Here is a 24,849-nt window from a genome sequence, read left to right on the forward strand (position 1 = left end):
CAGGCCTCGCCCGTGGCGGGCGGCGCGGCCGCCGCACCGGAGTGAGCCGGGGCGTGGCCGTGGCTGTGGCTGTGGACCTCGCCGCCGCGGGGGGCGTTCACGAGCGCGCCCAGTCGCCGGACTTGCCGCCCGTCTTCTCCTCGACCCGCACGTCCGTGATGACCGCGCCCTTGTCGACGGCCTTCACCATGTCGATCACGGTGAGCCCGGCGACGGCGACGGCGGTCAGCGCCTCCATCTCGACGCCCGTCCGGTCTGCCGTCTTCACGGTGGCGAGGATCTCGACGGCGTCGTCCACGACCGACAGGTCCACCTTCACGCCGGACACGGCCAGCGGGTGGCACAGCGGGATCAGGTCGGGGGTCCGCTTCGCACCCATGATCCCGGCGATCCGCGCGGTGGCGAGGGCATCGCCCTTGGGGACGCCCTCGCCGCGCAGCAGTTCGATCACCCGGGCGGAGACGAGTACCCGTCCGCTGGCCCGCGCCGTGCGCGTGGTGACGGCCTTCTCGGAGACGTCGACCATCCGGGCCGCGCCGGCCTCGTCGATGTGGGTGAGCCTGCTCTCGGTACTCATGCTGTGCCGCTCCGCTCTGGGCCCCGCGAGGGCCTGTGTGGTGCGACACACGCTACCCGCATCCGCCGGGCGTCAGCCGATCAGGACCACTTCCAGCTCGGTCCCCGGCTCCACCGAGGTGACGTCCTCCGGTACGACCATCAGCGAGTCGGCGTGCGCCAGCGCGGCGATCAGGTGCGAGCCCGACCCGCCGACCGGGCTGACCGTGCCGCTCTCGGCGTCGTACTTGCCGCGCAGGAACTGCCGGCGGCCCGCCGGGGAGCCGATCGCCTTGTCCGCCTCGAACACCGCGCGCACGCTCGGCCGGCTGACCTCGGTGTGCGGCAGGCCCATGAGCGCCCGGATCGCGGGGCGCACGAACAGCTCGAAGGAGACGTAGGAGGAGACGGGGTTGCCGGGCAGGGCCAGCAGCGGGGTGTGGTCGGGGCCGATGGTGCCGAAGCCCTGCGGCTTGCCGGGCTGCATGGCGAGCTTGCGGAAGTCGATCCCCGCGCCGTCCACGTCCTCGGATCCGGTGGAGACCGCGGTGAGCGCCTCCTTGACCACGTCGTACGCGCCGACGCTGACGCCGCCCGTGGTCACCAGCAGGTCCGCGCGGATCAGCTGGTCCTCGATGGTGGCGCGCAGGGTGTCGGCGTCGTCCGCGACGGCGCCGACGCGGTAGGCGATGGCCCCGGCGTCCCGCGCGGCCGCGGCCAGCGCGAAGCTGTTGGAGTCGTAGATCGCCCCGGCGCCCAGTGCCTCACCCGGCTGGACCAGCTCGCTGCCGGTGGACATGACGACGACGCGCGGGCGCGGGCGCACCCGTACGGCGCCCCGCCCGATGGCGGCGAGCAGCGCGATCTGCGGCGGGCCCAGGACGGTGCCCGCGGCCAGCGCGAGGTCCCCGGCCTGTACGTCGCTGCCGCGCGCCCGGACGTGCGCCCGCGCCTCGGCGGGGCGGTGCACCCGTACCTCGCCGGCCGCGCCCTCGGGGGCGGCGCTGGCGGGGGTCATCCCCGAGGCCGCGCCGCCGCCCGTACCGCCGTCGGTCCACTCGACCGGTACGACGGCTTCCGCGCCGGGCGGCAGTGGGGCACCGGTCATGATGCGGGCGGCCTGGCCGGGGCCGACGGTGGGCAGCTCGCCGCTGCCCGCCGCGATGTCCCCGATGACCGTCAGCACCGCGGGGAACTCCTCGCTCGCGCCCTGGACATCGGCCGTACGGACGGCGTAGCCGTCCATGGAGCTGTTGTCGAAGGGCGGGAGGGCGACGGGCACGGTGACATCCTCGACCAGGACACAGCCCTGGGCGTCGAGCAGCTGGAGCTCGATGGGCTCCAGCGGCCGGACGGCGGCGAGGACGTCCGCGAGGTGCTCGTCCACGGACCACAGTCGGTGCTGGTCGGTGTCCTGCGGTGCGGAACTGCTCAAGGTCCTACATCTCCTCCGTGACGTAACGGTGAAGCCAGGTGCGGAAGTCCGGGCCCAGGTCCTCACGCTCGCACGCGAGGCGGACGATGGCCCGCAGGTAGTCCCCGCGGTCTCCGGTGTCGTAGCGACGGCCCCGGAAGACCACGCCGTGCACCGGGCCGCCGACGGTCTCGTCCGCGGCAAGCTTCTGCAGGGCGTCGGTGAGCTGGATCTCCCCACCGCGGCCCGGCTCGGTCTCACGCAGTATGTCGAAGATCGCGGGGTTGAGGACATAGCGTCCGATGACGGCGTAGTTGCTGGGCGCGTCGGCCGCGTCCGGCTTCTCGACGAGACCGGTGATCCGGACGACGTCCGTCTCGTCCGTGGCTTCGACGGCGGCGCAGCCGTAGAGGTGCACCTGGGCCGGGTCGACCTCCATGAGCGCGACGACGGTGCCGCCGGTGCGCTGCTGGATCTCGCACATCTGCCGCAGCAGCGGGTCGCGCGGGTCGATGAGGTCGTCGCCGAGCAGGACGGCGAAGGGCTCGGCACCGACGTGCGGCTCGGCGCACAGCACCGCGTGGCCGAGGCCGCGCGGGTCGCCCTGGCGGACGTAGTGCATGGTGGCCAGGTCGCTGGACTCCTGGACCTTCTTCAGGCGGTCGTCGTCGCCCTTGGCGATGAGCGCCGACTCGAGCTCGTAGTTCCGGTCGAAGTGGTCTTCCAGAGCGCGCTTGTTACGGCCTGTGATCATCAGGACGTCGTCCAGACCGGCCGAGACTGCTTCCTCGACCACGTACTGGATGGCCGGCTTGTCCACGACCGGGAGCATTTCCTTGGGGGTGGCCTTGGTCGCCGGGAGGAAGCGGGTGCCGAGGCCGGCCGCCGGAATGACAGCCTTTTTGATCACGGGGTGCAACTGAGTCATGGGCAGAACGATAGTCGGTCGCCAGGACTGCCCCATGAGATTCAGGTGAATAAGTCCAGGTTGAAGCCTGTATGGAAGGAACTGTGAAAGAGCTGTGGTAGAGAACCGCCCCACCCGTCCCACGCCCGGTGCCAAGGCGGAGCTGCGCCGGGAACTCCTCGCCGCCCGCCGCTCCTTGTCCGACGACGCCCGCCGTACGTCGGCCCGCGCGCTCTCCCGCTCCGCCCTCGCGCTGCCGGAGCTGGCCGGCGCCCGCACGGTGGCGGCGTACGTCTCCGTGGGCGGCGAACCCGGGACGCACGAGCTGCTGGACGCGCTGCGCGATGCCGGGAAGCGGGTGCTGCTGCCCGTGCTGCTGCCCGACAACGACCTCGACTGGGCGGCGTACGAGGGCCCGGGCAGCCTCGCCGAGACCGCGCACCCGGGGAAGATGCGGCTGCTGGAGCCGGCGGGCCCGCGGCTGGGGCCCGACGCGGTGACCGGCGCCGACGCCGTGCTGCTGCCCGGGCTCGCCGTGGACCGGCGCGGGATGCGGCTCGGCCGCGGCGGGGGCTCGTACGACCGGGTGCTGGAGCGGCTGGAGCGGGCCGGGGCGCACCCCGCGCTGGTGGTGCTCCTCTATGACGAAGAGGTGGTCGCGCGGGTCCCGGAGGAACCGCACGACCACCCCGTCCAGGCGGTGGCCACCCCGTCGGGGGTGGTGCGCTTCGGCTAGTCCGAGTCGGCCGGCTTGAGGGTCAGCGTCTCGGTCGTGGCCTTGTCGACCGCGTCCTTGCCGAAGGGCCAGTCCAGCAGCTCGCCCTTGGCCCACATGGTCGTCTGGTCCGTGTAGTTGTCGTGGTACGCGTGCCCCGAGGCGCCCGTCAGGTTGATCCAGCGGGACTTGTCGAGGTCGTTGAGGTTGACGACCATCCGCATCGACGGGACCCAGGTGACCGCGTACCCGCTGGAGGCGTTCCAGCCGGTCGCGTTGACGGTGGCCTCGCCGCCGCCGAGGTTCCAGGGGCCGCGGTTGAGGAGCCACTGCATGAAGCCGGGGCCCTCGGTGCCGATGGTCTGGTTCTTCAGCGTCAGCTGGTGCAGCCGGCCCCAGCTCCAGGTGGACTGGTCCTTGCCGAGCTTGGCGGTCAGCTCCCAGCGGGCGTCCTCCATGGCCCGGGCGAAGAGCTCGTCGCGGGTCGTGGTGGCCGGGACGGTCAGGCCCTTCTTGGGCGAGCTCCACCACGGCGACTTCTCGTCCTTGACCAGCCGGCGGACCACCTCGAACCAGCGGTCGCCGCCGTCGGGCTGCGCCGAGTCGGGGCCGCGGGTGCCGCATTCGCGGACGGTCTTGGCGAGGTCGTCGGCGGGGCCGGTGCCGTTGCCGCGCACGTTCATGCAGCTGCCCTCGATGCGCAGTTCCTTGGGCATCTTGTCGCCGAAGGACAGCTTGAGGATGTTGCGCCAGACCGCGTTGAAGTAGGCGGCGGCCGCCGAGTCGGGCTCCTGGGTGTAGTTCCAGCCCTCCAGGAGCTTCTGCGCGGACCGCACGTCCGGGTCCGAGACCTCGATCTTGGCCAGCATCGGGGTCAGCAGCGCGGCGATCTCGCTGCTGTTGTCCATCTGCATGGTGCGCATGTCGTCGGTGGAGATCTTGCCGCTGTCCTTGATCTTCGCCTCGATGAGGTCGTTGATCCGCTGGCTGCGGGCGCCGTAGCCCCAGTCGGTGGTCAGCAGGTACGGGTACTTGCCCGGGCCGGCGCCGGGCTCCGCGACCGCCTGGTTGGCGGTGACGATGTAGCCGCGGGCCGGGTTGAGGTCCCAGGGCATCTCGTCCTGCGGGACGTAGCCGGCGTTGCCGTCCTTGCCGCCCTTCCAGGCGTACTTGGAGTCCCAGCCGGGGGCCGGCATGCGGCCGTCGCCCGTGGTGCGGATCGGGATGCGGCCCGGTGCCTGGTAGCCGATGTTGCCGGTCGGGCCCTTGTTGTCGGCGTAGATCAGGTTCTGCGACGGGACCTCGAAGTCGCGGGCGGCGGCGCGGAAGCTGTTGAAGTCCTTGGCCCGGTTGATCTTGAAGACCGCGTCCATCGACTTGCCGGGGTCCAGTGCCGTCCAGCGCAGGGCGACGGCGTAGCCGTCACCGCGGTCGGGGGCCGAGCTGGCGACGGGGGCGCGGGCGCCGACCGTGGCGAGCTCCTCGCTGCGGTCGGAGATCAGCGGGCCGTTGTTGGTGGTGCGGACGGTGATCTTCTTGCTGTTGCCGCCGGCGACCTTGATCTCCTCTTCACGGGTGGTGAAGGGGAGCACCTTGTTGTCGTAGACGTAGCCCTCGGGCTTGACCTGCTCCAGGTAGAGGTCGGTGACGTCGGCGCCGAGGTTGGTCATGCCCCAGGCGATGTCGGCGTTGTGGCCGATGACCACGCCCGGCATGCCGGAGAAGGTGAAGCCGCTCACGTCGTACTGGCACTGGGCCGAGGCGGTCCGGCAGTGCAGGCCCATCTGGTACCAGACCGAGGGCAGCTGCGGGGAGAGGTGCGGGTCGTTCGCGAGCAGCGGCTTGCCGGTGGTCGTGTACCTGCCGGAGATCACCCAGGAGTTCGATCCGATGCCGCTGCCGTTCGGGCCGAGGATCGCGGGGATCCGGTCGAGGGTGTCGGCGAGGGCGCTCATCTGCGTGCGCAGGCCCACGGTCGCGCCCTGGGCGGTGGCGTTGCCGGCGAGGCCGCTCTCGGTGGAGCCGCTCGCGGAGAGCGGGGTGCTGCCCTTGCCGCCCTGGGCGCCCGGGTTGGAGCCGGAGCCGCCGCCGGGCTGGGGGGTGTACTTGCCGCCCTCGGTCTTGCCGCCCTCGACGATCGGCTTGTTCCGGTCGTAGGGGTACGGCGGGTACAGGTCGTCGATCTGCGCCTGCGAGAGCTTGCCCGCCATCAGCGCGCGGTCGATCTCGTCCTGCATGTTGCCGCGCAGGTCCCACGCCATCGCCTTGAGCCAGGCCACCGAGTCCACCGGGGTCCACTGCTCGGGCTCGTAGCTCTCGGTGAGCTTGAGGGCGGCGTGCTCGACGGAGAGGTCCTTGCCGGACTTCCCCTTCAGGTACGCGTTGACCCCGTCGGCGTAGGCCTGCAGGTACTTCTTCGTCTCCGGCGCGAGCTTGGTGTCGTACTCCTGCTGCGCGACCTGGCGCCAGCCCAGCGTGCGCAGGAAGGCGTCGGTCTCGACCTGGCCGGAGCCGAACATCTCGGACAGCCGCCCGGAGGTCATGTGGCGGCGTACGTCCATCTCCCAGAACCGGTCCTGCGCGTGGACGAAGCCCTGGGCGCGGAAGAGGTCCTCGTCGCTGTCGGCGTAGAGCTGCGGAATGCCGTGGGAGTCGCGCTTGACGTCCACGGTCCCGGCCAGGCCGGGGACCTTGAGGGAGCCGGTGGCCTGGGGGTACGAGGCGCGCAGGCTGTCCAGGCTCCAGTACGCCCCGTAGCCGAGGCCCGCGACGAGCGCCAGGACCAGCACGAGCACGATCAGACGGGCGCGTCGTCCCTTCTTCTTGACGGAAGGGACGGTTTCGTTGGCGGGCATCGCTGTCCTTAGAGGGGCAGGGTGGTCCTGGGAGTGCTGGGAGCAACCATAGGCGCAGGACCGGGTTCGTTGATCCGCCAGGGGTCGAGCTGCCCGTGCCAGGGTCGAACAGTCGTTTCACAATGTGGTTATCGCGTAAAGAGAGCGTCAAAGATTAGGTAAGGTAACGAAGTACTTGCCGAATGTGCCGCCAGGCGGAACGATCCGCCGGCCGCGCTTTGAGGAAAGGGCATACCGCTGACCGTCCACACGCTCAATGAGCTTCTGCTGGTCTGCTCGCTCGTGCTGCTCGTCGCCGTCGCGGCGGTGCGCGTCTCCTCGCGAAGCGGTCTGCCCAGCCTGCTCATCTACCTCGGCATAGGCATCGCGATAGGCCAGGACGGCATCGGCAACGTCGTGTTCGACAACGCCGAGCTGACGCAGGTCATCGGTTATGCCGCGCTCGTCGTGATCCTCGCCGAGGGTGGTCTGGGCACCAAGTGGAAAGAGATCAAACCGGCCCTCCCGGCGGCGATCGTGCTGTCACTGGTGGGCGTCGCGGTCAGCGTGGGCGTGACGGCGGCGGGCGCGCACTACCTGGTCGGACTGGAGTGGCGCCAGGCCCTGCTGATCGGCGCGGTCGTCTCCTCGACCGACGCCGCGGCCGTCTTCTCCGTACTGCGCAAGGTGCCGCTGCCCGCACGGGTGACGGGCGTGCTGGAGGCCGAGTCCGGCTTCAACGACGCCCCCGTCGTCATCCTGGTGGTGGCCTTCTCGACGGTCGGACCGGTGGACGACTGGTACGTCCTGCTCGGCAAGATCGCGCTGGAGCTGTCGATCGGCGCCGCGATCGGCCTGGCGGTGGGCTTCCTGGGCTCGTACGGCCTGCGGCACGTGGCACTGCCCGCCTCGGGCCTCTACCCGATCGCCGTCATGGCCATCGCCATCACCGCGTACGCGGCCGGCGCGATGGCCCACGGCTCCGGCTTCCTCGCCGTCTACCTGGCGGCGATGGTCCTCGGGAACGCGAAGCTGCCGCACTGGCCGGCCACGCGCGGGTTCGCGGACGGGCTCGGCTGGATCGCCCAGATCGGCATGTTCGTACTGCTGGGGCTGCTGGTCACCCCGCACGAGCTGGTCAACGACTTCTGGCCCGCCGTGATCATCGGCCTGGTGCTCACGATGGTGGCGCGGCCGCTGGAGGTCTTCGTCTCCCTGCTGCCGTTCCGGCTGCCCTGGCAGGAACAGGCGCTCATGTCGTGGGCCGGCCTGCGCGGAGCCGTGCCCATCATCCTGGCGACCATCCCCATGGTGTCCGGGATCGAGGGCAGCGAGCGGGTCTTCAACATCGTCTTCGTGCTGGTCGTCGTCTACACCCTGGTGCAGGGGCCGACCCTGCCGTGGCTGGCGCGCAAGCTGAAGCTCGGCGACACCGACGAGGCCGCCTCGGACCTGGGGATCGAGTCGGCGCCGCTGGAGAAGCTGCGCGGACACCTGCTGTCCTTCGCGATCCCGGCGGCCTCGCGGATGCACGGCGTCGAGGTGAGCGAGCTGCGGCTGCCGCCGGGGGCTTCCGTCACGCTGGTGGTGCGGGACGCGAAGAGCTTCGTACCGCTGCCGTCCACGGTGCTGCGGCGCGGGGACGAGCTGCTGGTGGTGGCCACCGATCCGGTGCGGGACGCGGCCGAGGCCCGGCTGCGGGCGGTGGCGCGGGGCGGCAAGCTGGCGGGGTGGCTGGGAACGGATGCCGCCACTTAGAGCCGCGTTCTAATTCAGCCAAATTCGACGGAATATGTCCAGATTTGCCCTCGTTTAACGGGTCCTGGAATGCGAAGTTCCAGTTAATCGCAGGTGAAGACATGCCTTGTCACCGGAATCACAGGGCGTGAGAGCGGGTCTGCCTGTACGATAAAGGCACACCACATCGAACCAACTCTGCCTGACGCAGAGCTGGCGCGACCGCAAAGCGGCCGTGGCACCCTCCCGCAGTGGGCGCCCAGGTATCACTCGGTTCTGCGCAAGAGGACAGCTCTCGGGGCTCCCACATGTACGGGTGCGGCCACTCACAAGGTGGCGCACCGTCCGCAGACGGGGAGTTCTACCAGGCAGCGGAAAGGCAAGGCCGTGACATCCGCGGTCACGACCACCAAGTCCGCCCGCCCCGGATACGGGCAGCTCCTGCGCACTCCCGGCGCCCTCGGCTTCGTTCTCCCCGGCTTCGCAGCCCGACTGCCCTTCGGCATGCTGACCATCAGCATCCTGCTGCTGGTCCAGCACACCACCGGCTCCTACGGCAGTGCCGGCATCATCGCCATGGTCACCGGCATCTCCATGGCGCTGTCCGCGCCGCTGATGGGCATCTTCACCGACCGCTTCGGCCAGAGCGCCGTCCTGTTCCCCGTGGTCATCGCGCACGCCGCCGCCGTCAGCGGCCTGGCCGCGCTCGCCCTCGCGGGCGCTCCGGTCTGGGCGCTGGCGCTCGCCGCCGTCCCCGCCGGCGCCTCGGTGCCGCAGGTCGGCCCGATGGTCCGGGCCCGCTGGGCCGCCAAGCTGGAGGGCTCGCCGCTGCTGCCCACGGCCGCCGCGTTCGAGTCCGTCACCGACGAGTTCACCTTCGTCGTCGGCCCGGTCCTGGCGACCGCCCTGTGCACCGGCGTGCACCCGGCGGCCGGCCTGGTCACCGAGGCCACGCTGACGCTGCTCGGCGGCCTGCTCTTCGCGGCCCGGCGCGCCACCCAGCCCAAGCCGCACGCCCCGACGACCGGCGGCGAGAAGCGGGCCTTCGCCCTGTCCTTCCCCGGCCTGCGCGTCCTGGTCTTCGCCTTCCTCGGGATCGGCGCCGTCTTCGGCGGCATGCAGGTCTCGCTCACCGCCTTCTCTAACGAGATCGGCAACCCCGGGGCCAACGGCCTGCTCTACGGCGTCTTCGCCGCCGGCAACATGATCGCCGGCATCGCCATGGGCGCCGTCGCCTGGAAGATCGGCCCGCGCCGCCGGCTGATCCTGGGCTACATCGGCCTCACCGCCGCCGCGTCCGTCCTGTGGACCGTCCACTCGGTGGTCCTGCTGGGTGCGGTCGGCCTGGTCGTCGGCCTGTTCATCGCCCCGGCGCTGATCACCGGCTACACGATGGTCGAGCAGCTCGTCCCCGCCAACGCCCGGACCGAGGCCTTCACCTGGCTGACCGGTTCGATCGCCTTCGGACAGGGCATCGCCGTGACCGTGGCCGGCCGCCTGACGGACGCGCACGGGTCCTCGTACGGCTTCCTGGTGCCCCTGGTCGCCACCGCGATCGCGCTGGTCACGCTGCTTGCGCTGCGTTCCAGGCTGGCGCCGAAGGCCCCGAGCCGCATCGTGAACTCGTCCGCTCCGGCGTCCTCGCCGGCGGCCGGGAACCGGGTGAACGAGCGTGGGATGGGTCACCGCGTGCCGGTGACGGTGGACTGATCCGCCGGAATACGTCACCATGGAGCGTCGTTAGCACTCATTGAGTCAGAGTGCCAGGAGGAAATTCGTGCCGACCTACCAGTACCAGTGCACCGAGTGCGGTGAGGGCCTTGAGGCCGTGCAGAAGTTCACCGATGACGCGCTGACCGTGTGCCCGAACTGCGACGGACGCCTGAAGAAGGTGTTCTCCGCGGTCGGCATCGTCTTCAAGGGCTCCGGTTTCTACCGGAACGACAGCCGTGGCGCTTCGTCGAGCAGCACCCCTGCCTCGAAGCCGTCGTCGAGCTCCCCGTCGTCCTCGACGTCGACCGCCGCCGCCGCTCCCGCCGCTTCGTCCTCCTCGACGTCGTCGAGCACGAGCAGCAGCTCCACGTCGGCCGCCTGACCGCTCCAGATCCACCCGAGGCCCCGCCCGCCCTGACCGGCAGCGGGGCCTTCGGCATGCCCCGTTAGGGTGGGCCCATGGCGAACGCAGAGATCGGTGTCATCGGCGGCTCGGGCTTCTACTCCTTCCTGGAGGACGTCTCCGAGGTCCAGGTGGAGACCCCGTACGGGCCCCCCAGCGACTCCCTGTACATGGGCGAGCTGGCGGGCCGGTCCGTGGCGTTCCTGCCGCGGCACGGGCGCAGTCACACCGTGCCCCCGCACAAGATCAACTACCGGGCCAACCTGTGGGCCCTGCGCTCGGTCGGCGTCCGCCAGGTGCTCGGCCCCTGCGCGGTCGGCGGGCTGCGGCCCGAGTACGGTCCGGGCACGCTGCTCGTCCCCGACCAGCTGGTGGACCGTACGAAGTCCCGCGTCCAGACCTTCTTCGACGGGGAGCCGCTGCCGGACGGCAGCGTCCCGAACGTCGTGCACACCACCTTCGCGGACCCGTACTGCCCCGTGGGGCGCTCCGTGGCCCTGGCGGCTGCCCGCGGGCGGGAGTGGGAGCCGGTGGACGGCGGCACCATGGTCGTCATCGAGGGGCCGCGGTTCTCGACGCGCGCCGAGTCGCGCTGGCACGCGGCGGCCGGCTGGTCCGTGGTCGGCATGACCGGCCACCCGGAGGCGCTGCTGGCCCGCGAGCTGGGGCTCTGCTACACCTCGATGGCCCTGGTCACGGACCTGGACGCGGGCGCCGAAACGGGCGAGGGCGTCTCGCACGCCGAGGTCCTGCGGGTGTTCGGCGAGAACGTCGGCCGGCTGCGCGAGGTGCTCTTCGACGCGGTGGCGGCGCTCCCGCCGACGGAATCCCGCGCCTGCCTGTGCACCCACGCGCACGATGGCTGGGACCTTGGCATCGAACTCCCGTAACCCCCGTCGGGGCCGTCCGGGATCGCCTGTGGACGGACGCGACCGGGTCATCGTGGCCCTCGACTTCGACGACCGCCGCGACGCGCGAGCGCTCGTCGCGCGGCTCGGCGACGCGTGCGGCTCCTACAAGATCGGGCTGGAGCTGCTCACGGCCGCCGGGCCGGACCTGGTGGAGGAACTCGTCGGGCAGGGGCACGAGGTCTTCCTCGACCTGAAGCTCTTCGAGATCCCGAACTCCGTGGCGGGCGCCGTCCGCGCGGCCGGAGCCCTGGGCGCGTCCATGGTGACCGTCCACGCCATGGGCGGTACGGGCATCGTGGCGGCGGCCGTGGAGGCGGCGCGGGAGTTCCCGCGGCTGCGGGTGCTCGCGCTGACGGTGGTCACGAGCATGACCGCAAGCGACCTCGCCGACGTCGGGATCGGCGGCACCCCCGATGAGCAGGTGCTGCGCCTGGCGCGGCTGGCGGCCGGTGCGGGGTGCGACGGGGTCATCGCCTCGCCGCGGGAAGTCGGCCTGCTACGGGCCGGGTTGGGGCCGGATCCGCTGATCGTGACGCCCGGGGTGACGCTTCAGGGCCGGGGCGCGGGTGCAGCGGTGGCGGGCGGGGTCGCGGGTGCAGCGGTGGCGGGCGGGGCCGCGGGCGTGCACTCCCGGACCGGCACCGCGCAGGAGGCCTTTGCCGCCGGGGCCTCGCACGTGGTCGTCGGACGGTCGATCACGCGGGCGGCCGACCCGGTGGCGGCGCTGGCACTGGCTCGGGCCGGGGCCGCGGGGTAGCTCCTGGGGGTGACGGCTTTGTCCACAGGCTGGGGATCGTCCACAGGCGCGAGCGGGTTCCGGCGGGGCGGCGGATCGTGAGGGGTGTCCGGCCGCTGGGGCCGGACACCGGAACTCACTCAGCTCGGTGGTGGTCGCCATGTCCGCAACGTCCCGCATCCCTCGCGTCTCCCCCGCACCCGTCCCTCCCCATGTCCACACCCCTGCGTCTTCGGGTACGTGTCCCCCCGCGCGCACCGTGCCGCCCTTCCCCCCGCTCCGCGTGGGCCGCAGCGGGTACCGGCTGCGCAGGGCCCTGCGCCGTCGGCGGCGCACCGCCGCGGCCGGACTGGCCGTCGTGGCGGCCGCGTTGGCAGTCGGCGGGACCGAGGCGCAGGCCTCCCGGGGGACCCCGCCGCCGGAGGTGAAGCCACCACCGGCCGTGGTGCGGATGGTGTCGGCCCCGGTGCGCATCGCGGACGCGGCGACGGTGCGGCTGCTGCACCCCGGGGACCGGGTGGACGTGGTCGCGGCGGAGCGCACCGGCCCGCCGCGGGTACTGGCCGCGGGGGCCCGGGTTGCCGAAGTGCCGGATCCGGACCAGGGTGTTGGGGACGGTGGGGCGCTGGTGGTCCTGTCCGTGCCCCGGGACACCGCGCGGGCTCTCGTGGGGGCGGGCACCGTGACGCGGCTGGCGGTGACGCTGTGTTGAACCGCCTTGCACTCCTCGCGATGAATCGGACGGATGTGCAGTCAAGTCGCCTCGGGGTGGGCGTCGATTGGACACGCCCGGCCCGGACTGCCGTAGCTTTCGGAACCGTTGGCTCCATGTTCGGCACATGTGAAGAAAGGCTCAGTGGTGAGCGAGAAGAAGAAGGAGAGCATCCTGGCGGGCTTCAAGGCCTTCCTGATGCGCGGCAACGTCGTCGACCTGGCGGTGGCCGTCGTCATCGGCGCCGCGTTCACGAACATCGTGAACTCCGTGGTGAAGGGGATCATCGGCCCGCTGGTGGGCGCCATCGGGACGAAGAACCTGGACGTCTACTCCTCGTGCCTGAAGGACCCTTGCGGCATCGACGCGAAGGGCGAGCCGACCGGCGTCAACATCATGTGGGGCTCGGTCCTCAACGCCACGCTCAGCTTCCTGATCACGGCTGCGGTCGTCTACTTCCTGATGGTCCTGCCGATGGCGAAGTACCTCGCCAAGCAGGAGGCCCGTCGCAAGGCCAAGGAAGGCGTCAAGGAGACCATGGAGATCACCGAGCTGGAGGTCCTCAAGGAGATCCGCGACACCCTGGTCGCCCAGCGTGCCGCGAACGGCGGCAACGGCCGTCCCCCGGGTTCGCACGACGCGTTCTAGCGGGACCGGCCGCCGCGGCCGGTCAGATGTGGTGCGGCGGCTTCTCGTCGAGGAAGCGGGCCAGGTCGGCCGGGCTTCCGCCGGCGGGCGGCCGCTCGCCCCAGCCGCGGTCGGTGTCGTCCGAGGACTGCTGGTCCAGCGGGTCGTCGAAGTCGATCCTGGGCTTCGGCCCGGGCTTCGGGTCCTGCGGGTCGGAGGCGGGGGCGGTACTCATGCCTCAAGGGTACGGCCGCCCCCGCTGCGGCCCCCGCCCGCGGCCCGGCTCAGCTGGGAGCCTCCGCGCCCTTGCGGGCGTAGAACCACCAGCACACCGCCAGGCACGTGACGTAGAAGCCGATGAACATCCACAGTGCGTGGGTGACCGCCATCGCCGCGAACATCGCGGGGATGAAGAAGAAGCCGTAGGCGGCGATGGCCGAGGAGAAACCGGTGACGGCACCGGACTCCATCTCCGACTGCTTCAGCGCGGCGGCCTGCGCCTCGGGGCCCTGGCCCGCGGCCTCCCGCATGTGCTGGTCCCGGAAGATCACCGGGATCTGCCGGAAGGTGGAGCCGTTGCCCAGGCCGGAGAAGGCGAAGGCGACGAGGAAGCCGATGAAGAAGGCCCAGAAGCTGCCCTTGTCACCGCCGGTCGGCAGCGCGAAGATCACCACGATCAGGGCGGCGGCCATGCCGACGAAGGACAGCATGGTGACCTTGGCCCCGCCGATCTTGTCGGAGAGCCAACCGCCTCCCCAGCGCATGATCGCGCCGACGAAGGGGCCCATCCACGCATAGGTGGTGGCCTGGTAGCCCTGCGCCTCGAAGTTGTTCTTGATCAGCAGGGGCAGGCCGGCGGCGAACCCGATGAAGGACCCGAAGGTGCCGACGTAGAGCCAGGTCATCAGCCAGTTGTGCTTGCGCTTGAAGATGATCTTCTGCTGGCTGAAGGGGGCCGCGGCCACCTTCAGGTCGTTCATCAGGAAGTACGCGAGCAGGGCCATGATGACCAGCAGCGGCACCCACAGGAAGGCGCCGTTCTGCAGCCAGATGTCGGTGTTCTTCTTCGAGTCGTGCTGCGGGCCGCCCGCAGGGGCGCCCAGCACGGCCGCCGTGACCACCAGCGGGGCGATCAGCTGGACCACACTGACGCCGAGGTTGCCGAGGCCGCCGTTGAGGCCGTTGGCACTGCCCTTCTCCCGCTTGGGGAAGAAGAAGCCGATGTTGGCCATCGAAGACGCGAAGTTCGCGCCGCCGATCCCGCAGACGGCCGCGATCAGCGCCAGCTCCCAGTACGGGGTGCCGGTGTCCTGGAGCGCGAAGCCCAGCCAGAGCATCGGAGCGATCAGGATGATCGTGCTGAAGGCGGTGAACCGCCGCTCGCCGAAGATCGGCCCGATGAAGGTGTACAGGATCCGGAAGGTGCCGCCGGTGATGCCTGGGATGGCCGTCAGCCAGAACAGCTGCGACTTCGAGAACCCGAAGCCGACGTCGTTCAGCTTGACCACGGTGACCGACCAGACCTGCCAGACCACGAAGCCGAGCATCAGCGCCGGAATCGAGATCCAGAGGTTGCGCTGGGCGACCTTGCGGCCGGTGGACTGCCAGAAGCCCTCGTCCTCGGGCCGCCAGTCGGCGATGGTGGAACCGGGCTTGTAGGTCTCCGCCCGGTGCGATCGGTAGGCCGACGGGGTCGGCGTGGGTATCGACATGGTCATCGGTCCTTCGGGTCGAGGAGCCACAGTCCGAGCACGGCGAGGAAGGAGAGGATCAGGAATCCCGCCCCCCACCAGGCCGTGCCGGTGTTGCCCTTCATCCACTCGTTGACGGTCACGGTCAGCCCCCACAGCTGCCCGATCACGACCGTGAGGGCCAGGGCCAGACGCGCGTTGAGCCTCGATGACCGCTCGGGCTCGTGCTCGGTGCCGGCGCCCGGGCCGGGGCCCGTGTTCCGGATCCGCGGGTCTCCGTAGCCGCTGGTGGAGCGGATCTGCGGATACCGCTCCCGCACCGGCCGGTTCAGGCGGGGCCGGGCGCTGCCCGGGTGGTACTCGGGGCGGGGCGGCAGGGGTGCCTCGGTCATGTCCGCCTCCTCTCACTGCCCCCGGTGGCACGGTCCGTGCCGGGACAGCCCAGTTGCGCGGCCATCTCGGGACGGGACTCGATGAACTGCCGGCACAGGGCTTCCTTGGCCGGCTCTCCCGACCGGGCGGTGGCGATGGCCCAGACGCTGCCGTCGGCCTGCTCGGTCAGGAAGACCATGGGGAGCGGGCGGGGCGGCGGTCCCGCGGTCACCTCGCCGGTGCGGACGTCGAAGACACCCTCGTGGCAGGGGCAGTACAGCTCCCCGTCGGTGCCCCGGTCCTCGCGCCACAGCACGGCGCAGGCCAGGTGGGTGCAGACGGCCGAGTAGCCGACGAGCGTGCCGTCCGCGAGCCGCACGGCGAGGGCCCGGTCCTCGTCACCGGGGTAGCGGAAGGCCACGGACTGGCCCCGCTCCAGCCGGTCGGTGACCTTCTTGGGCTGGGGCAGGGTCTCGCTGTCGCCGTGCCGGTGCAGGATGCCGGCGGCGACGCCGACACCGCCGATGGCCAGGCCGCCGGAGACGGTGGCGACGATCCGCAGGTAGTCGCGGCGGGTGGTCAGGGAGTCGGCGCTGATCCGGTCGCGGAGTTGCTCGGCCGCCGCGTCCTCGGCGTCCTCGGCGCTTTGTGGGTCCGGGCCGGGGGCCGGAGCGGGCTGTTCGGTGACGCTCATCGCACATCCACTCCGTTGATCTCGACGACGGGCAGGCCCCCGGGGACCGGCCACTGGACCTTGTCGGCGGGGACGACCATCGCCACGCCGGTGGAGACGACCACGTCGCCGAAGGCGAAGGAGTCGGCGACCTGGACGCCGGGGCGCTCGGCCTGGAGTTCCTCCAGGGTTCCGTAGAAGAGCGCTCCGGTCGGGCAGACGGTGGCGCACATGGGGGCCAGGCCGTAGGCGGTGCGGTCGTAGCAGAGGTTGCACTTCATCTGCAGCTTCGCCTGGAGGTCGATCTTCGGGACGCCGAAGGGGCAGGCGTTGACGCAGTTCGCACAGCCGATGCAGCGGGTGGTGTCGGCCTGTTGGACCACGCCGTCGGCGGTCACCAGGATCGCGTCGGCGGGACACACTTCGGCGCAGGGCGCGACCGGGTCCTCGCAGTGCATGCAGACGGTCGGAAGGGAGGCGACGGACATGCCGGGTTCGGTGTAGTCCAGGTGGATCATCGACTTGCCGCGGTGCGAATCGCATTCGCGGCAGGCGGAGACACAGGCCTGGCAGCCGATGCAGCGACCCGGGTCGATGAAGATCGTGCGGCCCATCATGGCGGGTCAGCTCCTCTCCGCCGTGCCACGGCCCTGCGGGGACGTGGGCGGCAGGGGGTCGGTGCGCGAGACCTGCGTCTCCGGGTACGCCTCGCTGCCCGGGGCGGTGGGCGGCGCGGGCACCTCGTCGATCCGTTCCGCGGACTCGATCCTGGCGGCGCAGACCTTGTACTCCGGGATCTTCGAGCGGGGGTCCAGGGCGTCGATGGTCAGGGCGTTCGCGGCCGTCGGGACGGGCCAGTGGTACGGGATGAAGACGGTGTCGGGGCGGATGGCCTCGGTGACCAGGGCCGGGAAGACCTCGCTGCCGCGGCGGGTGACGACCCGGACCGGGTCGCCGTTGCGGAAGCCGTGGGAGGGGTGGACCTCGACCCAGGGCCGCGGGGTCTGCTCGACGAGGGCGCCGAGGCGGCGGGTCTGGTTGCCGGAGAGGAAGTGCGCGACGGTGCGGCCGGTGGTGAGGGAGAGGGGGAACTCCTCGGTGTAGGCGTCCATGGGCGGATGCCATTCGACGACCTGCATGTGGATCTTGCCGTCGGGGTGGTAGGTCCGGCCGTCCTCGAACAGGCGGGGCGTGCCCGGGTGTTCGGTGGAGGGGCAGGGCCAGGCGATCCCGCCGGTCTCCTCCAGCCGGTCGTAGGTGATGCCGTAGTAGTCGTTGACCGTGCCCGCGGAGGCGACGCGCAGCTCCTCGAACACCTCGCGGGAGCCGGGGAAGTCGAAGTGGCGCCCGGCGCCGAGGCGCCTGGCGAGCTCGCAGATGACCCAGGTGTCGGTGCGCACCCCGGCGGGGGGTTCCTGGGCCTTGTTGTGCTTGACCACCCGGGCCTCGGCGTTGGCCATCACGCCCTCGTCCTCGGCCCAGGTGGTGACGGGGAAGACGACGTGGGCGTTGGCCGCGGTCTCGGAGAGGAAGAAGTCGAACTGCGCGTGGAACTCCGCGGTGTCGTAGCCGTCCTTGACCACCGCGTAGTTGGGGAGGGAGACGAAGGGGTTGTTGCAGATGCCGATGAGCCCGCGGATCTCCTTGCGCTGCATCTGCCAGACCATCTCCATCATGGAGGTGCCGGCGCCCGGGAGTTCGGACTCCTCGATGCCCCAGATCCGGCAGATCTGGGCGCGGTGCTCGGGGTTGGTGATCGAGCGGCCGCCGGGGAGCAGGTCGGACTTCTGGCCGTGCTCGCGGCCGCCCTGGCCGTTGCCCTGGCCGGTGATGGTGCCGTAGCCGGCGCCGGGCTTGCCGATGTTGCCGGTGGCGACGCAGAGGTTGATGACGGAGAGGCAGTTCTCGACGCCCTGGGAGTGGTGCTCGATGCCGCGAGCGTGCCAGGCCATGGCCTTGCCCGCGCGGCCGAAGGTCCGGGCGACCTGCACGATCTGCTCGGCCGGTACGCCGCAGATCTCCGCGGCGCGCTCGGGCGGGTACTCGGCCGCCTTGGCGCGGACCTCCTCCCAGCCCGTCGTGTGCGCGCCGACGTACGCCTCGTCGTCGAGGCCCTCCTGGACGATCACGTGCAGGACGGAGTTGAAGAAGGCGGAGTCGGTGCCGGGCTTGATGGCGACGTGGATGTCGGCGGTGCGGGCGATGGCCGTCTCGCGCGGGTCGACGACGATCAGCGAGGCGCCGCGGTCGCGTGCGCCCCACAGGTACTGGGTCATCACGGGGAAGCACTCGCCCACGTTGGACCCGGCGATGAGCAGGCAGTCGGTGAGGAGGATGTCGGAGAACGGGTTGCCGGCCCGGTCGATGCCGAAGGCGAGCTTGTTGGCGCCGGCCGCGCTGACCATGCACAGGCGGCCGTTGTAGTCCACGTGCTTGGTCTTCAGGGCGACCCGGCCGAACTTGCCGACGAGGTAGGTCTTCTCGGAGAAGAGGCTGGCGCCGCCGAGCAGGCCGAAGGCGTCGTTCCCGTACGCCTCCTGGATGCGCCGGATCTCGGAGACGGTGAAGTCGAGCGCCTCGTCCCAGGAGCACTCCTTGAACTCCTCGTCGCGCGAGCGGCGCATGAGCGGGGAGGTGAGCCGGTCGGGGTGGTTGACCTGCTGGTAGGCGTTGATGCCCTTGGGGCACAGCCGCATCCGGTTGATGTCGTGGTTGCGGGGCTCGACGCCGAAGACCTTGCCGCCCTTGTCGACGCGCAGGTACATCCCGCACTGCACTCCGCAGAAGCAGCAGTGGGTGGGGACGAGGGTCTCGCCGTTCTGGTCGGCGTGCCATTGGTCGGCGGGGATGCCGCCGGCGTCGCGGAAGTTCCGGGTTCCGGGCGGCGCGATCGAGGGGTCCAGGGGCACGGGCACCGTTTTGGAGGGGTCCGTCGCGGTCACTTGAAGCCCTTCTTGACGTGGTTGAGATAGGCGCCGCCGCGCAGGACCCGCTTGCAGCGCGGGCAGTACTCCGCCCAGGCGTCGAAGCCGAGCTCCAGGTCCTTCATCGTGCCGCGCAGGTTCTCGACGTACGGGGCGGTGTCGATGGGCTCGCCGCAGCGCTTGCAGGCGAACACCTGGTCTTCCTGGCGGGCGGTGTACTTGAACAGCTGCATGCCGACGGCGGCCGGGCGCTGGACGATGTGGAAGAACTTCCCGAACGGGATGTAGATGAGGGTGAACACCACCGACACCATGTGCAGGATGGCCAGGAACTCGTAGCCGCCGCCGTGCAGGAAGATCGACGAGAAGGTCAGCAGGAGCCCGGTCACCGAGATGACGATCAGGCAGATCAGCGGCAGCAGGTCGTAGGCGAAGCGCTGGCCGGTCATGGCGCCGCGGTCCTTCATCCGCCGCCACAGGAAGTACGAGGCCCCGGGGATGACAAGGACGGCCGCGATGTCCAGGCCGTGGAACATCAGCCAGCCGAGGATGTTGAGCGAGTCGAAGCCGAGGACCTTCAGGCCCCAGATGCGCATCTCGTAGCCGGGCCCCGAGCCGGTCGAGGAGGTGAAGGTGAACCAGCCCCAGGTCAGCGGGAAGGTGATGGCCGCGGCCAGCAGGCAGCCCCAGAAGATGAGCTGGTGGGCGGCCCAGCGGGAGCGGGAGCGGGCGCCGAGGAACTTCTGGAAGCCGAGGTAGGTGGCGATCATCTTCGGCAGCGCGGTGGGTGCCTTGCGGAAGTTGTCCGCCGAGAAGAAGCTGCCGAAGCCCTTCTTGAAGAGGCGGCGCGCGCCGGGCGCCGAGACCCACACGGTGTACCGGTAGGCGACGCCGAAGGCCAGGAAGACGGTGGCGACGGCGTACGGCAGCAGCGCCGAGTCGAAGTCGCGCAGCATCCGGCTGCCCAGCACGATCGCGACGACGAGCAGCAGCGAGACGACGGTGCCGGCCAGGGTGGCCCGTGCGGTGACGGATCTCCTGACCGGCGGTGGGGTATCGGTCTCGGGAGCCTCGGGTGGTGGCGGGGCTGCGGCGAGGACTTCAGTGGGCTCGGACACAGGACCACGCTAGGCGACCTGCACCGTTTCAGCCCGTTATGCGGTATTTACCATTAGGCCGAACGGGTTCAGATCGCGGTCAGGCCGTGCGCCGCGAAGGTCGCCTTGGCCTCGGCCAGCTGTTCAGTCGTGGGCGACGGGGTGTCGTGCAGGGTGAAGTTCATGTCCAGGGCCTGCCACTTGCCCTCTCCCAGCTTGTGGAAGGGCAGCACGTCGACCCGCGAGACGTTGCCGAGGCCGCCCGCGAAGGCGGCGACGCCCTCGATGTTCTCGGGCGCGTCCGTCAGACCCGGCACCAGCACGAAGCGCAGGTGCACCTCCTTGCCGAGGTCCGCGAGGCGCTGGGCGAAGTCGAGGGTGGGCCGCAGCGGACGCCCGGTGACGCGCTTGTACGTGTCCCGGTCCCAGGACTTGATGTCGAGCAGGACCAGGTCCACGTCGCGCAGCAGCGCGTCGGTGGCCCGTACGCCGAGGAAGCCGGAGGTGTCCAGGGCGGTGTGCAGGCCCAGCTCGTGCTTCATCCGGTGCAGGAGCTCGCCCGCGAAGACGGGCTGGAGCAGCGGCTCGCCGCCGGAGACGGTGGCCCCGCCGCCGGACGCGGCGATGAACTTCCGGTACTTGGCAGCTTCGGCGATCACGGCGTCGGCCGAGGTCCGCTTGCCGTTGCGCATCTTCCAGGTGTCGGGGTTGTGGCAGTACAGGCAGGTCAGCGGGCAGCCGGAGAGGAAGGTGACGAAGCGCGTGCCCGGCCCGTCCACGCCGGTGGACAGGTCCCAGGAGTGCACCGAGCCCTCGCTGGGCCGCTGCGTCGCGGCGGCGGCCAGGGTCTGTCCGGCGCTGACGCCGACCGCCGCGGCGGGGCCGACGGGGAGACTCGTACCGAAGAGGACGGTCATGGCAGGTGCTCCAGTTCGGATCTGCTGATCTGGTGTCCGTTGGAAACGCGCGGCCCGGGGCCGGGGCGAGGGCCCGGCCCCGGGGCCGCGCGGCCTGTGGCGGCTCCTAGAGGGAGCCGTGGAAGGTGCGGTTCAGTACGTCGAGCTGCTGGTCGCGCGTCAGCCGGACGAAGTTCACCGCGTAGCCGCTGACACGGATGGTCAGCTGCGGGTAGTTCTCCGGGTGCTCCATGGCGTCCATGAGCGTGTCGCGGTTGAGCACGTTCACGTTCATGTGGAAGCCGTCGACCGCCATGTAGCCGTCGAGCACGCCCGCCAGGTTCTTGATCCGCTCCTCGGGGGTGCGGCCCAGGCCGTCGGGGGTGACGGTGTTGGTCAGCGAGATGCCGTCCTCGGCGTCCTCGTACGGGAGCTTCGCGACCGACAGCGCCGAGGTGACGTAGCCGTGGGTGTCGCGGCCGTTCATCGGGTTGGCGCCCGGGGAGAACGGCTCTCCGGCGCGGCGGCCGTCGGGCGTGTTGCCGGTCTTCTTGCCGTAGACGACGTTCGAGGTGATCGTCAGCACCGACTGGGTGTGCTCGGCGCCCCGGTACGTCTCGTGCTTGCGCACCTTCTTCATGAACTCCTCGACGAGCCACACGGCGATCTCGTCGACGCGGTCGTCGTTGTTGCCGTATGCCGGGTAGTCGCCCTCGACGGTGTAGTCGGTGGCCAGACCGGTCTCGTCGCGCAGGGCGGTGACCTTGGCGTACTTGATGGCGGACAGCGAGTCGGCGGCGACCGAGAGGCCGGCGATGCCGCAGGCCATGGTGCGGCGCACGTCGCGGTCGTGGAGCGCCATCTCGATGCGCTCGTAGGCGTACCGGTCGTGCATGTAGTGGATGACGTTCAGAGCGTGGACGTAGGTGTCCGCGAGCCATTCCATCTGCTCGTCGAACTTGGCCATGACCTGGTCGTAGTCCAGCACCTCGGAGGTGAGGGCGCCGGTCTCGGGGCCGACCTGTGCGCCGGACTTCTCGTCCCGGCCGCCGTTGATCGCGTAGAGCAGGGTCTTGGCGAGGTTCACGCGGGCGCCGAAGAACTGCATCTGCTTGCCGACCGGCATCGCCGAGACGCAGCACGCGATGGCGGTGTCGTCGCCGAAGCGCGGGCGCATCAGCTCGTCGGACTCGTACTGCACCGAGGAGGTGTCGATCGAGACCCGGGCGCAGAACTCCTTGAAGCCCTGCGGCAGCTGCGGCGACCAGAAGACCGTCATGTTCGGCTCGGGAGCGGGTCCCAGGTTGTAGAGGGTCTGGAGGTAGCGGAAGGAGGTCCGGGTGACCAGCGGACGGCCGTCCTCGCCCATGCCGGCGATCGACTCGGTGACCCAGGTCGGGTCGCCGGAGAACAGCTCGTCGTACTCCGGGGTGCGCAGGAAGCGGACGATGCGGAGCTTGATGATGAAGTCGTCGACCAGCTCCTGGGCCTGCTCCTCGGTGAGGAGGCCGGCCTCGATGTCGCGCTGGAGGTAGACGTCGACGAAGGTGGAGGTGCGGCCGAGCGACATGGCCGCGCCGTTCTGCTCCTTCACGGCGGCCAGGTACGCGAAGTACAGCCACTGGATGGCCTCGCGGCCGCTCGTGGCCGGGCCGGAGATGTCGTAGCCGTAGGAGGCGGCCATCGCCTTGAGCTCGCCGAGTGCGCGGATCTGCTCGGAGAGCTCCTCGCGCAGGCGGATCGTCTCCTCCAGCGAACGGTTGCCGGCGGGGAGGGAGTTCAGCTCCTCCTTCTCCTCCTTCTTGAAGGAGACGAGCCGGTCCACGCCGTAGAGGGCCACGCGGCGGTAGTCGCCGATGATGCGGCCGCGGCCGTAGGCGTCCGGGAGGCCGGTCACGATGCCGGCCTTGCGGGCGGCGCGGATCTCGGGGGTGTAGGCGTCGAAGACACCGGCGTTGTGGGTCTTGCGGTACTCGGTGAAGACCTTCTCCAGGTCCTCGGAGACCGGGTAGCCGTAGGTCTCCAGGGCGCCGGCGACCATGCGCCAGCCGCCGTACGGCATGATCGCGCGCTTGAGCGGGGCGTCCGTCTGGAGGCCGACGATCAGGTCCTTGTCGCGGTCGATGTAGCCCGGGGCGTGCGCGGTGATCGACGACGGGATGTCGTGGGCGACGTCGTAGACGCCCTTCTCGCGCTCCTGCGGGAACTTGTCCGTGATCGCCTTCCACACGGCGGTGGTGCGCTCCGTCGGGCCGGCGAGGAAGGTGTCGTCGCCCTCGTACGGCGTGTAGTTCTGCTGGATGAAGTCGCGGACGTCGATGGCGTCACGCCACAGACCGCCCTTGAAGCCCTCCCAGGCCTCGCCGTTCTTCGTGGTTTCCGCAGGGGTGGCAGTCATCGCCCGCACCTTCCGAGTCGCCTCATTGCTTGTCTCCATTGCACGCCTTTTGATCGATCATTTGGCGCCGCGTTGGTCCCGAGCTGGGGCCCGAAGGTCCCCCGGCCCGCCGGACCCGGAGGCACTCGCGCCCTCTGACCTGGCATTTTGGGCAGGCCGAAGGTCCATCGTGAGCTTGTGAATGCTTTCACAAGAATTTGGAAAAGTCAGACGATATGCACCAGGGCGAAGCCTGTGGATACCGCGACGCAGGTCGTGACCAGGCCGGGCAGCATGAAGGAGTGGTTGACGACGAAGCGGCCGACGCGGGTGGTGCCCGTCCGGTCGAAGTTGATCGCCGCGATGAAGGTGCCGTAGGTGGGGAGGAGGAAATAGCCGTTCACGGCGGGCCACATCGCGATGAGGAGGGGGGCCGGTATGCCGAGTGCCAGCCCGAGCGGCATCAGGGCCTTCGTGGTGGTGGCCTGACTGAAGAGCAGAGCGGAGAGGAGCAGCAGCATGATGGCGAAGAACCAGGGGTGGTCCTGCGCGACCCCGCCGAGCGCGCCGGTGATCCGGGCCTCGTTGGCGCCGATGAAGGACAGGCCCAGCCAGGACAGTCCGAAGACTCCGATGACCGCGACGAGACCGGACTTGGCCACGTCCGTGCCCGGTATGCGCTTGGCGTCGACCTTGCACAGCAGCAGGATCAGCGCGGCCACGGCCATCATCAGGATCTCGATGGTGGCGGGCATGGACAGCGGGCCCTTGGCCGCCCGGGGGCGCAGGGCGGGGAAGAGCCCGCTGAGGACGACGGCGACGGTCCCGCCGAGGAAGAGGTACGCCGACCAGCGCGCCCGCGGCCGCAGCGGCGGGGCGGCTTCGGCGGGGGCGGGGGCCTCGATCTCGCCGGCGGCCAGCCTGCGCAGGTACTCGGCGTCCTCCCCCAGCTCCTTGCCCACCCGGGACTGCACGGTGGCGGCCACGATCACACCGAGGAGGGTGGCCATGACCGCCACGGCCATGATCCGGGGCAGGTTCCATCCGTCGCCGTCGAACATCACGATCATGGCTGCCATGGCGGCGGAGACGGGCGAGGCGGTGATACCGAAGGTGGCGGCGATCGAGGAGACCGCGATGGGCCGCTCGGGCCGGACGCCGCCCTCGCGGGCGACGTCGTGGATGACGGGGAGCAGGGGGTAGAAGACGTGGGCCGTGCCGGCGCCGAGCGTGAACGCCCATGACACCAGGGGGGCGACGTACACGACCCGGCCGGGCTTGCGCCTGATGGCCTTCTCGGCGATCCCGACGAGGTAGTCGATGCCGCCGGCCGCCTCCATCGCGGCGGCAGCCATGATCACCGCGAGGATGATCAGCATGACGTCGACGATGCCGGAGGTGTCGGCGGGGGTGACCCCGAAGAACGTCGCGAGCACGAAGACGCCGACCGCGCCCCACAGCCCCATGGCCACCCCGCCCTTGCGGGACCCCAGCCCGACGGCCGCGACCATGACGGCGAGTTGCAGGAACATGCCGAGCACTGGTGTGACCTTTC

General features: G+C 70.5%; 22 protein-coding genes. 8 read left to right on the forward strand and 14 right to left on the reverse strand.

Annotated features, from left to right (window positions below; genetic code table 11):
- Positions 1-97: 97 nt before the first annotated feature.
- The 3 genes from moaC to galU form a co-directional block, all read right to left on the reverse strand.
- Entirely contained in the window at positions 98-577 is a 480-nt protein-coding gene (gene moaC / locus AB0M99_RS02760) for a cyclic pyranopterin monophosphate synthase MoaC (protein ID WP_365916800.1), read from the reverse strand.
- Between the two features lie 72 nt (positions 578-649).
- Complete coding sequence (gene glp / locus AB0M99_RS02765) at positions 650-1,990, reverse strand: gephyrin-like molybdotransferase Glp (protein WP_365916802.1); 1,341 nt, start codon at positions 1,988-1,990, stop codon at positions 650-652.
- Between the two features lie 4 nt (positions 1,991-1,994).
- The gene (gene galU / locus AB0M99_RS02770) at positions 1,995-2,897 is read right to left on the reverse strand and encodes a UTP--glucose-1-phosphate uridylyltransferase GalU (protein ID WP_365916804.1); all 903 of its coding nucleotides are present in this window, start codon (positions 2,895-2,897) and stop codon (positions 1,995-1,997) included.
- 94 nt (positions 2,898-2,991) lie between these two features.
- On the opposite strand from galU, the gene AB0M99_RS02775 reads away from it, so the two are divergent.
- A complete protein-coding gene (locus AB0M99_RS02775) occupies positions 2,992-3,612 on the forward strand; it encodes a 5-formyltetrahydrofolate cyclo-ligase (protein WP_365916806.1) in 621 nt (206 codons plus the stop codon).
- Here the strand turns inward: AB0M99_RS02775 and AB0M99_RS02780 are convergent.
- The gene (locus AB0M99_RS02780) at positions 3,609-6,446 is read right to left on the reverse strand and encodes a penicillin acylase family protein (protein ID WP_365916808.1); all 2,838 of its coding nucleotides are present in this window, start codon (positions 6,444-6,446) and stop codon (positions 3,609-3,611) included. The genes AB0M99_RS02775 and AB0M99_RS02780 overlap by 4 nt on opposite strands.
- 231 nt (positions 6,447-6,677) lie before the next feature.
- Between AB0M99_RS02780 and AB0M99_RS02785 the strand changes: the two genes are divergently transcribed.
- The 7 genes from AB0M99_RS02785 (at position 6,678) to mscL (ending at position 13,285) form a co-directional block, all read left to right on the forward strand.
- Positions 6,678-8,183, forward strand: coding sequence for a potassium/proton antiporter (locus AB0M99_RS02785; protein WP_365916915.1), 1,506 nt, complete (start codon positions 6,678-6,680; stop codon positions 8,181-8,183).
- Between the two features lie 366 nt (positions 8,184-8,549).
- Positions 8,550-9,872 (forward strand): MFS transporter, encoded by a 1,323-nt coding sequence (locus tag AB0M99_RS02790; RefSeq protein WP_365916813.1) that lies wholly within the window; start codon positions 8,550-8,552, stop codon positions 9,870-9,872.
- A gap of 67 nt (positions 9,873-9,939) precedes the next feature.
- Positions 9,940-10,257 (forward strand): FmdB family zinc ribbon protein, encoded by a 318-nt coding sequence (locus AB0M99_RS02795; protein ID WP_365916815.1) that lies wholly within the window; start codon positions 9,940-9,942, stop codon positions 10,255-10,257.
- A 77-nt stretch (positions 10,258-10,334) separates the two neighbouring features.
- A complete protein-coding gene (locus AB0M99_RS02800; protein ID WP_365916817.1) occupies positions 10,335-11,168 on the forward strand; it encodes an S-methyl-5'-thioadenosine phosphorylase in 834 nt (277 codons plus the stop codon).
- Between the two features lie 28 nt (positions 11,169-11,196).
- Positions 11,197-11,946: an orotidine-5'-phosphate decarboxylase gene (pyrF, locus tag AB0M99_RS02805; RefSeq protein ID WP_365916819.1), complete on the forward strand. Its 750-nt coding sequence runs from the start codon at positions 11,197-11,199 to the stop codon at positions 11,944-11,946.
- Between the two features lie 262 nt (positions 11,947-12,208).
- Positions 12,209-12,637, forward strand: a complete 429-nt coding sequence (locus tag AB0M99_RS02810; RefSeq protein WP_365916820.1) for a hypothetical protein — start codon at positions 12,209-12,211, stop codon at positions 12,635-12,637.
- A 147-nt stretch (positions 12,638-12,784) separates the two neighbouring features.
- The gene (mscL, locus tag AB0M99_RS02815) at positions 12,785-13,285 is read left to right on the forward strand and encodes a large conductance mechanosensitive channel protein MscL (protein WP_365916821.1); all 501 of its coding nucleotides are present in this window, start codon (positions 12,785-12,787) and stop codon (positions 13,283-13,285) included.
- A gap of 22 nt (positions 13,286-13,307) precedes the next feature.
- Here mscL and AB0M99_RS02820 read toward each other — a convergent pair whose 3' ends face one another.
- The 10 genes from AB0M99_RS02820 to AB0M99_RS02865 form a co-directional block, all read right to left on the reverse strand.
- Complete coding sequence (locus AB0M99_RS02820) at positions 13,308-13,499, reverse strand: hypothetical protein (protein WP_365916822.1); 192 nt, start codon at positions 13,497-13,499, stop codon at positions 13,308-13,310.
- Between the two features lie 49 nt (positions 13,500-13,548).
- Positions 13,549-14,976 carry a NarK family nitrate/nitrite MFS transporter gene (locus AB0M99_RS02825; protein WP_365916823.1) on the reverse strand — a complete coding sequence of 476 codons (1,428 nt, stop codon included), beginning with the start codon at positions 14,974-14,976 and terminating at the stop codon, positions 13,549-13,551.
- 2 nt (positions 14,977-14,978) lie between these two features.
- Positions 14,979-15,347, reverse strand: coding sequence for a DUF6755 family protein (locus tag AB0M99_RS02830; protein ID WP_365916824.1), 369 nt, complete (start codon positions 15,345-15,347; stop codon positions 14,979-14,981).
- Complete coding sequence (locus AB0M99_RS02835; RefSeq protein WP_365916825.1) at positions 15,344-16,021, reverse strand: Rieske (2Fe-2S) protein; 678 nt, start codon at positions 16,019-16,021, stop codon at positions 15,344-15,346. The genes AB0M99_RS02830 and AB0M99_RS02835 overlap by 4 nt, the downstream gene beginning before the upstream one ends.
- Positions 16,018-16,617: a 4Fe-4S dicluster domain-containing protein gene (locus AB0M99_RS02840; protein WP_365916826.1), complete on the reverse strand. Its 600-nt coding sequence runs from the start codon at positions 16,615-16,617 to the stop codon at positions 16,018-16,020. Before AB0M99_RS02840 ends, AB0M99_RS02835 begins: the two co-directional genes overlap by 4 nt.
- Positions 16,618-16,623: 6 nt before the next feature.
- Positions 16,624-18,942 carry a molybdopterin oxidoreductase family protein gene (locus AB0M99_RS02845; protein WP_365916827.1) on the reverse strand — a complete coding sequence of 773 codons (2,319 nt, stop codon included), beginning with the start codon at positions 18,940-18,942 and terminating at the stop codon, positions 16,624-16,626.
- Positions 18,939-20,042: an MFS transporter gene (locus AB0M99_RS02850; RefSeq protein ID WP_365916828.1), complete on the reverse strand. Its 1,104-nt coding sequence runs from the start codon at positions 20,040-20,042 to the stop codon at positions 18,939-18,941. Before AB0M99_RS02850 ends, AB0M99_RS02845 begins: the two co-directional genes overlap by 4 nt.
- A gap of 68 nt (positions 20,043-20,110) precedes the next feature.
- Positions 20,111-20,938 carry a pyruvate formate-lyase-activating protein gene (gene pflA, locus AB0M99_RS02855; RefSeq protein WP_365916829.1) on the reverse strand — a complete coding sequence of 276 codons (828 nt, stop codon included), beginning with the start codon at positions 20,936-20,938 and terminating at the stop codon, positions 20,111-20,113.
- Positions 20,939-21,044: 106 nt separating this feature from the next.
- Complete coding sequence (pflB, locus tag AB0M99_RS02860; RefSeq protein ID WP_365916830.1) at positions 21,045-23,315, reverse strand: formate C-acetyltransferase; 2,271 nt, start codon at positions 23,313-23,315, stop codon at positions 21,045-21,047.
- 206 nt (positions 23,316-23,521) lie between these two features.
- Positions 23,522-24,826 (reverse strand): anaerobic C4-dicarboxylate transporter family protein, encoded by a 1,305-nt coding sequence (locus tag AB0M99_RS02865; protein ID WP_365916916.1) that lies wholly within the window; start codon positions 24,824-24,826, stop codon positions 23,522-23,524.
- Between the last annotated feature and the right edge of the window lie 23 nt (positions 24,827-24,849).

The organism is Streptomyces sp. NPDC051183 (assembly GCF_040682455.1).
GTDB lineage: Bacteria > Actinomycetota > Actinomycetes > Streptomycetales > Streptomycetaceae > Streptomyces.